The sequence below is a fragment of the Sodalis-like endosymbiont of Proechinophthirus fluctus genome, from assembly GCF_001602625.1.
Lineage (GTDB): Bacteria > Pseudomonadota > Gammaproteobacteria > Enterobacterales > Enterobacteriaceae.
In genome coordinates this window covers 8,172-19,308 of sequence record NZ_LECR01000002.1, presented here as the reverse complement: position 1 = coordinate 19,308, position 11,137 = coordinate 8,172, and the positions used below count along the sequence as shown (strand labels likewise).

Annotated in this window: 8 protein-coding genes and 6 pseudogenes; 9 read left to right on the top strand and 5 right to left on the bottom strand. The window is 52.1% G+C overall.

Going from position 1 to position 11,137, the window contains the following annotated elements; genetic code table 11:
* The 7 genes and pseudogenes from BG74_RS20080 to BG74_RS11985 form a co-directional block, all read left to right on the top strand.
* Positions 1 to 388 (top strand): annotated as a pseudogene (locus tag BG74_RS20080) (cell division protein FtsK); the annotation flags it as partial.
* A 1-nt stretch (position 389) separates the two neighbouring features.
* Positions 390 to 1,013: pseudogene (locus tag BG74_RS15310) on the top strand (DNA translocase FtsK); the annotation flags it as partial.
* Position 1,014: 1 nt separating this feature from the next.
* Positions 1,015 to 2,076: FtsK/SpoIIIE domain-containing protein (locus tag BG74_RS15305; RefSeq protein WP_256364169.1), on the top strand; the 1,062-nt coding region annotated here is incomplete at its 5' end.
* A gap of 175 nt (positions 2,077 to 2,251) precedes the next feature.
* The gene (gene lolA, locus BG74_RS00245) at positions 2,252 to 2,848 is read left to right on the top strand and encodes an outer membrane lipoprotein periplasmic chaperone LolA (protein WP_187202429.1); all 597 of its coding nucleotides are present in this window, start codon (positions 2,252 to 2,254) and stop codon (positions 2,846 to 2,848) included.
* A 6-nt stretch (positions 2,849 to 2,854) separates the two neighbouring features.
* Positions 2,855 to 4,110 (top strand): annotated as a pseudogene (locus BG74_RS09690) (AAA family ATPase).
* A 184-nt stretch (positions 4,111 to 4,294) separates the two neighbouring features.
* Positions 4,295 to 5,587 (top strand): serine--tRNA ligase, encoded by a 1,293-nt coding sequence (gene serS / locus BG74_RS00230; RefSeq protein ID WP_066595583.1) that lies wholly within the window; start codon positions 4,295 to 4,297, stop codon positions 5,585 to 5,587.
* A gap of 79 nt (positions 5,588 to 5,666) precedes the next feature.
* Positions 5,667 to 5,882 (top strand): hypothetical protein, encoded by a 216-nt coding sequence (locus BG74_RS11985; RefSeq protein WP_187202427.1) that lies wholly within the window; start codon positions 5,667 to 5,669, stop codon positions 5,880 to 5,882.
* Between the two features lie 134 nt (positions 5,883 to 6,016).
* Here BG74_RS11985 and BG74_RS00225 read toward each other — a convergent pair whose 3' ends face one another.
* The 4 genes and pseudogenes from BG74_RS00225 to BG74_RS15290 all read right to left on the bottom strand — a co-directional run bounded on the left by BG74_RS00225 (position 6,017) and on the right by BG74_RS15290 (position 9,558).
* Entirely contained in the window at positions 6,017 to 6,268 is a 252-nt protein-coding gene (locus tag BG74_RS00225; RefSeq protein ID WP_187202425.1) for a hypothetical protein, read from the bottom strand.
* 1,456 nt (positions 6,269 to 7,724) lie between these two features.
* Positions 7,725 to 8,249: pseudogene (locus BG74_RS00220) on the bottom strand (radical SAM protein); the annotation flags it as partial.
* Positions 8,250 to 8,335: 86 nt separating this feature from the next.
* Positions 8,336 to 9,059, bottom strand: a pseudogene (locus tag BG74_RS20075) (pyruvate formate lyase family protein); the annotation flags it as partial.
* A gap of 97 nt (positions 9,060 to 9,156) precedes the next feature.
* On the bottom strand, positions 9,157 to 9,558 hold the full coding sequence (locus BG74_RS15290; protein WP_244267048.1) for a hypothetical protein: 402 nt from the start codon (positions 9,556 to 9,558) through the stop codon (positions 9,157 to 9,159).
* Between BG74_RS15290 and BG74_RS15285 the strand changes: the two genes are divergently transcribed.
* On the top strand, positions 9,532 to 9,726 hold the full coding sequence (locus BG74_RS15285) for a hypothetical protein (protein ID WP_066595575.1): 195 nt from the start codon (positions 9,532 to 9,534) through the stop codon (positions 9,724 to 9,726). The genes BG74_RS15290 and BG74_RS15285 overlap by 27 nt on opposite strands.
* Here the strand turns inward: BG74_RS15285 and BG74_RS15280 are convergent.
* A pseudogene (locus tag BG74_RS15280) lies at positions 9,675 to 10,202 on the bottom strand (30S ribosomal protein S12 methylthiotransferase accessory factor YcaO); the annotation flags it as partial. The gene BG74_RS15285 and the pseudogene BG74_RS15280 sit on opposite strands and share 52 nt — an antisense overlap.
* A gap of 207 nt (positions 10,203 to 10,409) precedes the next feature.
* On the opposite strand from BG74_RS15280, the gene serC reads away from it, so the two are divergent.
* On the top strand, positions 10,410 to 11,137 hold a 728-nt coding region (serC, locus tag BG74_RS00195), incomplete at its 3' end, for a 3-phosphoserine/phosphohydroxythreonine transaminase (RefSeq protein ID WP_244267043.1).

Genomic DNA, 11,137 nt, shown 5'->3' with positions numbered 1-11,137 from the left:
GGCGCGCCGCTAACCTTCATGCCGGTTTTTTCCGCCAGCGGCAATAACTACAATCCGCAAGTGAAACAGGGCATCGGGCCAGAACTGCCGCGCCCGAAACCAGTGCGTATCCCGACACGGCGTGAACTCGCCTCATACGGGATCAAGATCCCCTCTCAGCAGCGACCGCCGCTGGAGGAACGACAGGCGGGTAGTCAGGAAGGGTCGTCGCCGCCATCTGACGGTCGTCGCTGTCAGATGGCGGTTCAGTACCCTGACGCGCCATTAGCCGACGCTGCGCCAAGACGTATGCTCTCCTCCCCGGATGAAGAAGAGGCCTGGGAGCAGCGTCTGGAGGAAGATTTTACCCATCAGCAGAGACAGAGCTATCCCGACGCTGCACCGGCGANCGGAAACAACTGCCGACAGGAGGCGGATTTTACGAGGCAGAACGCGTGTTTTACGCCGCCTTCCCATGATGACCACTGGCAATCCAACGCTTATCCGAGCGATGACATGTCATCGCTGCAGGATAACCCCTTTGGCCAACCCGCGCTGCAGACACCGATCATGGACAGTCTGATTCATCCGTTCCTAATACGTCAGGAGCAGCCGCGGCAAAAACCGTCCACGTCACTGCCGACCATGGATCTTCTGACTCCACCGCCGTGTGAAGAAGAGCCGGTGGACATATTCACACTTGAGCAGACGGCGCGTCTGGTGGAAGCTAGGCTGGCCGATTATCGCGTCAAGGCGGAAGTCGTGGGCATTTCGCCGGGGCCAGTCATTACCCGTTTCGAGCTGGATCTGGCCCCCGGGGTGAAAGCGGCACGTATTTCCAATTTATCGCGCGATCTGGCGAGATCGCTGTCGGCGATGGCGGTAAGGGTGGTAGAAGTGATCCCCGGTAAACCCTATGTCGGCCTAGAATTGCCCAACAAACGTCGCCAAACAGTTTATCTGCGCGAAGTGCTGGATTGCGAAAAATTCCGCGACACTGCCTCGCCGCTGGCGCTGGTGTTCGGCAAGGACATNCCGGTGATCGCTGATCTAGGCAAAATGCCGCATCTGCTGGTGTCGGGGACCACCGGCTCTGGGAAATCGGTGGGGATTAACGCCATGATCCTCAGTATCCTGTATAAGGCGACTCCAAAAGAGGTGCGCTTTATTATGATCGACCCGAAAATGCTGGAGCTGTCAGTGTATGAAGGTATCCCTCATTTGCTGACCGAAGTGGTCACAGATATGAGGGACGCCGCCAACGCACTGCACTGGTGCGTTGGTGAAATGGAACGGCGCTATAAGCTGATGTCGGCGCTCGGTGTGCGCAACTTGGCGGGCTACAATGAGCGTATTGAACAGGCGGATGCTATGGGCAGGCCGGTGCCGGATCCCTTCTGGAAATTGGGTGACGGCATAGCGGAAACACCGCCGGTGCTGGAGAAGTTTCCCTATATCGTAGTGATGATAGATGAATTTGCCGATCTGATGATGGCAGTCGGCAAGAAGGTAGAAGGGCTTATTGCCCGCCTGGCGCAGAAGGCACGCGCCGCCGGAATTCATCTGGTACTGGCGACGCAGCGGCCGTCGGTGGACGTTATCACCGGCCTTATCAAGGCCAATATCCCGACGCGCATCGCTTTTACCGTTTCAAGCAAAATCGATTCCCGTACCATTCTCGACCAGACGGGCGCGGAGTCTCTGCTGGGCATGGGGGATATGCTCTACTTGGCCCCTAACTCCTCGCTGCCGGTGCGCGTCCATGGCGCCTTTGTCCGCGATGAGGAGGTACATGCGGTGGTTAACGACTGGAAAGCCCGTGGACAGCCGCAATATATCGACAGCATCACCAGTTCTAGCGATGAGGGCGAGGGTGGCGGCCTGGACGGCGATGAAGAGCTGGATCCGCTGTTCGACCAGACGGTGGCTTTCGTTATCGACAAGCGCCGGGCGTCGATTTCAGGCGTGCAGCGCCAGTTCCGCATTGGCTATAACCGAGCCGCACGCATCGTCGAGCAAATGGAATTGCAGGGCATTGTCAGCTCACCTGGGCACAACGGCAACCGCGAAGTGCTGTCTCCGCCGTCACAGGAGTAAGTCCCACGTGTGGCGCGCGTGCAAAGATGCGTAAAGATGCGTAAGCCGGGACGTTTCAGAGGATATTTCTATGGCGTCCTGCCCATCTTCCGATAAAGTTAACGCTGTCGCCTCTCCTCGAGAGGGAGCCGCAGGTTCACTCTTTTAAGGAATACCCATAGTGGAAAAACAGTTAATGACCGCTTGTCTGTTTGCAGCTGTGCTAGCGGCGCCGGCTTTTGCGGACGATGCCGATGTCCTGCAAAGCCGCCTGAATCAGGTCAATAATTTTCATGCCAGATTCACCCAACGGGTGACCACTGCCGAAGGCAGAGTAGTTCAGGAAAGTGAAGGGGAACTGTGGGTGAAACGGCCAAATCTGTTTAACTGGCATATGACCGCGCCGGATGAAAGCGTGTTGGTTTCCGACGGCAAAACCCTGTGGTTCTATAATCCTTTTGTTGAACAAGTGACCGCCAACTGGCTGAAAAATACAACTGGTAATACGCCGTTCATGCTGATAACCCGCAACAGCGCCGCCGACTGGAGTCAGTACAACGTGAAGCAGCAAGGCGATAACTTCTCGCTGGTGCCGAAATCCGATAACAGTAACCTAAAGCAGTTTACGATTAAAGTGACCGCTAACGGCACTATTGAAGGTTTTACCGCTGTGGAGCAGGATGGTCAATGCAGTGCTTATGAGCTAAAAAGACAAAAGAACAGCTCGATGGAGGATGCCAAATTCCACTTTACTCTACCGAAAGGCGTGACGCTGGACGACCAGCGCCAATGAGGTAATATGGGTAACCTATCCCTGGACTTTTCCCAAAACGTATTCCAGCCGCTGGCAGCTTGCATGCCCCGTCGATGCTTGAGGAGTATATAGGTCAGAAGCTACCTGCTGGCGGCGGACAAACCGCTGCTGCGGGCGATAAAAAACGGCAAGCTCCATGATTTTGTGAGGAACCCCGCCGGGGACCTGAAAACGAACCTGGTGTAACTCATTGTACACTATGGCCAGGCCGATGTGGAGCTTCTGTCGGCAGTGACCTCCGGTATCAAGGAGATCCGCGAGGCCATCGAGATGGGGCAGTGCAATCGCGATGCTGGATAGTGCATCACTTTGCTTGTCGATGAGGTGCACCGCTTCAATAAAGGCTAGCAAGACGCCTTTTTGCCGTATATTGAAGAGGGCACCATCACCTTATCCAAGTCACCACCGAAAACCTCTTCTTTGAGTTGAATTCGGCGCTGCTTCCGGCGCCAAAGTCTTTCTGCTGAAAAGCCTGACGGCCGACGATATCGGCCTGGTGTTCGATCAGGCAATGCAAGACGACAGCCATCGCGGGTACAGAGGCCAGAATATCATGCTGCAACCGGAAACACGGCGCCTTCTGTCAGCATAGGTGAACAGCGTGCTTCAGGCGCTCAACAGCCTAGAAATGATGGTGGACATGGTGGAAAACCGACGCCGAGGACCAAAGGTGCTGCGCCCGCGCTGTTAAACGAGATAGCCGGCGAGCGCAACGCGCTCTTTGATAACAAAGGGATCGCTATACGACCTGATCTCGGCGCTGCATAAATCGGTTCTCGGATCCGCCCCGGATACAGCGCTGTATGGTACGCTCGGATTATTACCGCCGCCGGCGATCCGCTGTATGTCGCATGCCGTCTGCTGGCTATTACTTCGGAGGAGATGGGTAATGTCGATCCGCGCGTCTATAGGTTGCCATCGCTGCCTTGGGACCGGCAGATAGAGAATGGGCCATAGCTCAGGCGATTGTCTATCTGGTGGCCTGCGCGCAGAAAAAAAGTAATGTGATCTATACCATCTTCAAAGCGGCGATGCACGATGCGCGTACGATGTGCCGCCGCATCTGCGCAATATTCCGACCCGGTTGATAAAAGATATGTTCCCGGGGGCAGAATACCGCTATACCCATGATGAACCAACGCCTCTACACCATTACCGGCGAAGACTATTTCCTGTCAGAAATAGCGCATACCCTTTACTATCAACCTAGCTCACGCGGGCTGGAGGTCAAAATCGATTAAAATCTCGCCTGGTTGGGCGCGATGGATCAAAATAGCCCGACAAAACGCTACCGATAACCCTATCGTTGCGGTAAGGTTAGAGTACTGAATTCATGACGTATGACCCCGTTGTTCCTCTGAGCGCCGTGTGGCCATAGACTTACATCTTAAACGTACATTAGATAACCATAAGCACAGGACTAGCATGCTCGATCCCAATCTACTGCGTAACGAGCTCGACGCAGTTGCTCAAAAGTTAGCTCGCAGGAAATTCGAACTGGATATAGCGACCTTGCGCCAGCAAGAGGAGCGCCGCAAAGTGCTCCAGGTGGAAACCGAAAATCTGCAAGCAGAACGAAATATTCGATCCAGGGCCATCGGAGCCGCGAAATCCCGCGGGGAAAATATCGAGCCACTGCGCCAGGAAGTCAATCAACTGGGTGAGCGTTTGAGCGCTGCCAAGACGGAACTGGATGCCCTGCAGGCCGCGATTCGCGACTACGCGCTGTTGCTGCCCAATATCCCAGCCGACGAGGTGCCCGACGGCCGTGATGAAAATAGCAATCGGGAAGTGTCGCGCTGGGATGAACCGCGCCAGTACGATTTCCCCATCCGCGACCACGTGGAGTTGGGGGAAATGGCGGGTGGGCTCGATTTTGCCGCGGCGGTGAAGCTGACCGGCGCGCGTTTTGTAGTGATGCGCGGCCAAATAGCCCGCCTGCACCGAGCTCTGTCCCAGTTCATGTTGGATCTGCATACCGAGCAGCATGGCTATCTGGAGCATTATCTGCCTTATCTAGTGAATCATGTCTCGCTGTATGGCACCGGCCAACTGCCGAAATTTGCCGAGGATCTGTTTCATACTAATACTCTCAGCGAAGAAGCGGAAGCTAGCGCCTATGCGCTTATCCCGACCGCAGAAGTGCCGCTGACCAACCTGATGCGTGACGAGATCATCGAGGAAGACGCGCTACCACTGAAAATGACCGCCCATACGCCGTGCTTCCGCTCCGAGGCCGGCTCTTATGGGCGTGATACCCGCCGACTCATCCGCATGCATCAGTTCGACAAAGTAGAAATGGTGCAGGTAGTCAAACCAGCGCAGTCGATGCAAGCGCTGGAAGAAATGATCGGCCATGCGGAAAAGGTGCTGAAATTGCTGCGATTGCCGTACCGCAAAGTGCTACTGTGTACTGGTGATATGGGCTTCGCGTCCTGTAAAACCTACGATCTGGAGGTCTGGCTGCCGGCGCAGAATACTTACTGCGAAATTTCCTCGTGCTCTAACATCGGGGACTTCCAAGCGCGCCGTATGCAGGCGCGTTACCGCAGCCGGACCGATAAAAAGCCACAGTTGGTGCATACGCTGAATGGCTCTGGCCTGGCAGTCGGACGTGCGCTGGTAGCGGTGATGGAAAACTATCAGCTGGCCGACGGCCGCATTGAAATACCAGTGGTGCTGCGGCCCTACATGAACGGTTTGGACCATATAGGTTAAGGGTCCTATAATCGCGACGCGCCCGTTGAGGTGCGTTTTTTGCGCGCAATCTCTTCTTTGAGGCTTTGTTTCCCATACCATGTCCGCCTATTCTCGGCCCGGTGCTATTATTGCTCCCGAGTCTCCTGTTATTGACGATTTCCATTGCTGTGTTGAACACAGCACGCTAGTGCCGCTCTGGCTTATCTTAGCTAAGTACTTCACCCGCAGTTATCATAATGGTCTGTTTGTTGTTCGCGCCGGCTACCGCGTCGTTGGGGCTGGAGGACGCTATCCTATCTCCTTTTTATACTAGTGCGGTTTTGATTCTCCATTGCGCGGTTGAGGAGTGTACAACGGGGCTCCATGGCCCTAGCTATGTGTTTTCCGTTAGCGTTTGCTGCTTGGCTGCATCTGTGCCTGATCGTTATCATCGTGATGCGTGAAGCATCAGCAGCGGGTATGACAACGCGCAGCACTATTGCGATGCGCCACTCTAACCAGCGTAATGTGTGGCAAAGTATCAATTGGCAGACGATACATAAGTTGCTCATTCTTATCATCTAGTGTGCTGGTCGCTTCATCATGAAACAAAATCTCCGGCTTTATCGGAAGGGCGCTGGCGGAAAGCGCCAGTGGGCTCCATTTGGTCTCTTTGTTGAGGCGCGGAAACATATGGTTGAGGCGACACTGTACTAACACTTCATACACTTACGCTTCGATAAAGTGATCCAGTGGATCGAGATAGTACAGCACACCTTTCAATTTGCCGATGGGAATATAACTGCGTTTCAGTAAAAAATAGTAGCTTACGATCCTCTTGTAGTACAATGCCTCTGCTGCTGAGGGCTATAAGCCGGCATTTGGCCCTCAGCAGTGTGTATTTACCGCAGCCGGGTCAGGTCAGGCATAAGTACCTGCTCGCCGTGGCAATGGACGTGGTGACCGGAGCAAAGAGCGAGTGGCCATCTAGTACTTGAGCATTAATATCCGCAAAGACAGCACCTGGAGTGAGGTTTCCCGCACGCGCTCGATAGGCTTATTTTGACTGCTGTGGCGGTCCACTACGGTGTTAAAACCCGCCAAACGGTTTCCAATTGGCTAGGTAAAGGCATCGATAAACCAGGACAGGACAGCGAGCCCTGAATATGGCTGAACGCGGAGTTAATCTGCATCAGTGTAACGAACTGGATAGCACCGGAGAAGTAGCGCGTAGGCGGCCACCAGGATGGGAAATATAATGGAACACTTCCCATATAAAGTTGCTAGCGACCTTCATTTATCCAGCGACCGACGCGCATGATGGACTACCAGTTATCCTTGATGGAGGCAAATTAATCGTCCGGTTGTTTAGACTCGTACGGTTCACTTTGATAAAGTGCAATAGCCCAGGCTCACCAAGGGGGCATCCACTTTCCAAATGATAATGGAACCGACGCCGGAAGATGGCGAACCAGACCATATAGTTCAGTATGGTGATATGATGACCGTTAGTAAGAAGTTCAAGTCTTCGGCTATACGCTACGCTTGTCGGGTTATCTAACGTTTGTGCTGCTATTCCGTGTGATAATAAACGTGGTGAGACAACCATTTTCCGTGTATTGCCTGGTCATCCAGCAGCGTCGCCAGTGCATCTGCAACCCTTGGATAAGATAGATTTTATAGATAGAAAGCAGGATATACAGCAACGCAAGTCAGGTGAACTAAACAGTTGGTTTTTGAATACCGCGAATTTTTTCGTTTGCGGCGCGCCATAAAACACTCGGTTCATTGGTTAAATAATACACTTTAAATACACAATAACCAAAGATAGAATGATAATGACGACCGGGATGTCCTAGGGATCGCCATTTTTTTCTGAACGCTAATACGGAGGGCAATGAGCTGCCAAATGTCCCGTCAGCGGGCTGCTTTAATGTGGTTTTCTTTTATAACCTATAATAACATTTGTTGTTCAAAAAATATGATATTATATACTGTATTTTTCATAAATTTTCATGATTAGTAAATAAACATGAAATGCACCTATAATGCACCTAGGCGGGCTGTCGCTTGGCGCAGCGGCTTTAATACATCACCTTGTAGCGTAGCCCGCCAAAATATCGCGCGCACAATTCATAGTTTCGGTGGTGGACGTTTTGACTCCTTCCAGCTAGTATTCCTCCCAGCCCGGTACACCACTATATAACGCAGCCAGGTACGCTTATTGATTTTGGCCAGATGGCGGGAAAAATCCAGGGTACGGTAATTGGACACCTCGACCAGATTTTGATAGATATCGTCATTCATCTCCTTAATATCCAGCATAACCAAACCGTTGACCTCTAGTAATTCGTCAATCACAGGATCGTGGCGACGCACAAAACCGTTGATATCTCTAGACAGGTGTTGTACCACAGGCTGTATACCCTAGGCGTGGCAGGCGCAGAACCATTCGTCCATAAACTCCGCCTGCAGAATCGCTTCGCCACCGACCGCGTTCATGAAATGGCGATAGGTGATCACCTAGCGCACGATCTCCTCAATGGTAATTTCCTACCCGCTATGGGTATCCTAGGTATCGCGATTGTAGCAATTACAAACAAGCACGTCAGGCATCTCTAGAAAAAATAATAAAACGAATTCTGGGGCCATCTATAGTACCGCAGGATTCGAAGGAATAGACACGACCAGTAACAGACACGGCAGGGACTTATCCATTGATAATGGAATAATAAGTTTTGGCTGAAAGCCTGCTTAATTTTACGTTCTTTAAGACGGTATGAGAAACTAAATTGATTCAGTGAAGGTATGCTTCTTCTGCTCTTTAGTTAGCAATTTGAAGCGTATTGTATAACCGGACACGCGAATAGTTCGGTTCGGGTAGTCTTCTAGATATTCCATGGCCTTCACCAGTATTTTTCGGTACATCATGTTGACGTTCAGATGCTGACCCGCCTTCTACCCGGCTTCATGATGGAAATACCTATCCATCAGACCCTGGTTAGCTATAAGCATGTCGTCTTTACCCATCGCCTTCAGAAAGATAGAGAAGGTGTAGGAAATCCCGTCCTTCACATAAGTAAACGGCAGTTTCGCCACCGAGGTCAACGAGCCGACATCACCTCTCTGGTCATGGCTGTGTATGGGGATTGGTGCCCGTGACAAACGTCGCGCTGGCGCGACATTTGTCCGGTGTATTACCAGTTTTCTTACCATACACCACGTTGGAGGTATAAGTAATGGTCAGGATCGACTAGGTCGGGACGGCGCCGCGATAGGTAGTCAACTTCTGAGTTTTCTTTATGAAGCGTTCAACCAGGTAGTAGGCAATGTCGTCTACGCGCAGATCGTTATTACCGAACTGCACGTATTCGCCTTCAATGTTAAATTCGGTAGCCAGGCCATCTTCGCCGCGGATAGGTGTGATTTTGGCATATTTAATAGCGGACATCGAGTCGGCGGCGATGCTGCAGGCTATGGTGCGATAGACGTTACTGTCGTTCAGCGTCATTTCTTCAGTTAATTTGCCGGATTTCAGGTCGCGTTTGATGAACACGGCCAGGAAGGTGGAGATGTGGCTTAAGGATATGACACCGTCGTTTGGGATTTCACGGCGGCCAGATAACTGAAATATATTCACTGCACGGCTTCCTGCGCGGTGCTAGCTGGTCAGGTAATATATCGCTGCCGGATTTGGCGGCCATCTCTTTAATCTGGCCTAGTGTGCGATGCTGGTCGGCAATTTCTTCGCGCAGCGAATGGTTCTGTTCCAGACTATCACTGTTTTCCAGTTTAATATACAGCGACTGGAACTGGGCGAGCTTATCTTTCATCAGGTAGTACGATATCGTACAGGGTAATACGACGGTAATCGCTGATAGTGCGGCCGCGGCCATAACATAAGCATCCGGCTGACCAGTCGGAACACCCGCTTTACGACAGCGTAAGATATCAGGGGTGTAACCATCGAAAACTCCCTGGTTATGGGTTTTACAGTAGTCGGTGAAGATTTTCTTCAGGCTCGGATCCAGCTCGCGGTCGTGCGCGCCCTGCAGGAGCTTTCTATCATTTTGATGCCGCCGAACTGGATGATGGCGTATTTTAATCGGCGCATCGGTTTAAAGGTCGATATGCCGTTGGAAACACACAGGTTACCAACAATGTTCATCGGAATGTAGACTAAACCGCCTTAGCGCCGTCGGAAAGGCGTCTGAAAGACAGGGCGCAAATCCCGTTTGTTATTTGCTGGACTGTAAATCTACCAGATCGCGTCCAGTCAATTCCTAGTCAGGATTATAAAAGGCGCTCAGATGATCATCGAGGATACCGTCCGGTAGCGTGCCGTCTCCCAGAAGCGCGAACCAGCGCTCTTAGGATAATGCACAAATTCGCTGTTGGCGGTTGTGGTGCTGAGAGAAAAGCCGGCGAAAAAATAGTTGGTGGAGAGGCTGTTCAAAATACTCACCAGCGCTACTTTTCTGGTCGCATCCTTGCGTTGGTAAGGCATAGCGGGCAGTCGCGATCACGAATACGCACCGACTAGACATGGAACACGGGCTAGGCCAGGATGTTTCTTCAATAGTAAAGCCAAGCGTGCTGAGCTGTGCCTGAAATCGGGCAATAGAGTTTTCCAGCGCGCATTTTTGCCTGGAATAAAAAAGACCTATATCATCAGGGTTACTTATTATTAACAGCAAACTGCCACAATATTATCAACGGCAAAATTATCAACCGCAAACTGCCACAATATGGTGTTTTCTCCCCCGGCTCCATGTATTCTCTTAAGTATTAAGCGTTGCGGCTGGTAAGACCAGACCATAGTAGATCTATCGGTATTACTGGCAAATCTTGGTGAGGGAAAATGAATCAGGTGTTTAATTTTAGCGCTGGCCCGGCAATGCTGCCGGCGGAAGTGTTACGTAAGGCAGAGCAGGAATTGTGTAATTGGCATGGCCTGGGCACATCGGTCATGGAAATTAGCCATCGCAGTAAAGAATTTCTCGAAGTAGCGCAATCCTCTGAACAAGACTTGCGTGAACTACTGGCGATCCCCGACAATTATAAGGTTCTGTTTTGCCATGGCGGCGCGCGCGCGCAATTCGCCGCGGTGCCGATGAATCTGCTGGGGGATGCCGCCAGCGCCGATTATATCGATGGCGGCTATTGGGCGCACAGTGCTATAAAAGAAGCGCAAAAATATTGCGACCCGCGAGTTATTGATGTCACCACCGAAGTAGACGGCCTGCGTGCGATCAAACCGATGCGCGACTGGGCCTTATCCACTGACGGCGCCTATGTCCACTATTGCCCGAATGAAACAATTGATGGCCTGGCCATTGATGAACTGCCGGATTTCGGCGATCGGGTGGTGGTAGCAGACTTCTCGTCCACGATCTTGTCGCACCCTCTGGACGTGAGCCGCTTTGGGGTCATCTACGCCGGCGCACAGAAAAACATCGGACTGGCCGGGTTGACGCTGGTCATCGTGCGCGAGGATCTGTTGGGTCGAGCGAGCAAAGCGCTACCGTCCATTCTCGATTACAGCGTGCTGGCCGAAAACGATTCGATGTTTAATACACCGCCGACCTT

What these genes read in the sequence shown, in the direction of transcription:
- lolA (WP_187202429.1), top strand. Translation starts at nt 2,252, where the DNA reads ATGACCGCTTGTCTGTTTGCAGCTGTGCTAGCGGCGCCGGCTTTTGCG.
- serS (WP_066595583.1), top strand. Translation starts at nt 4,295, where the DNA reads ATGCTCGATCCCAATCTACTGCGTAACGAGCTCGACGCAGTTGCTCAA.
- BG74_RS11985 (WP_187202427.1), top strand. Translation starts at nt 5,667, where the DNA reads ATGTCCGCCTATTCTCGGCCCGGTGCTATTATTGCTCCCGAGTCTCCT.
- BG74_RS15285 (WP_066595575.1), top strand. Translation starts at nt 9,532, where the DNA reads ATGGGTTTTACAGTAGTCGGTGAAGATTTTCTTCAGGCTCGGATCCAG.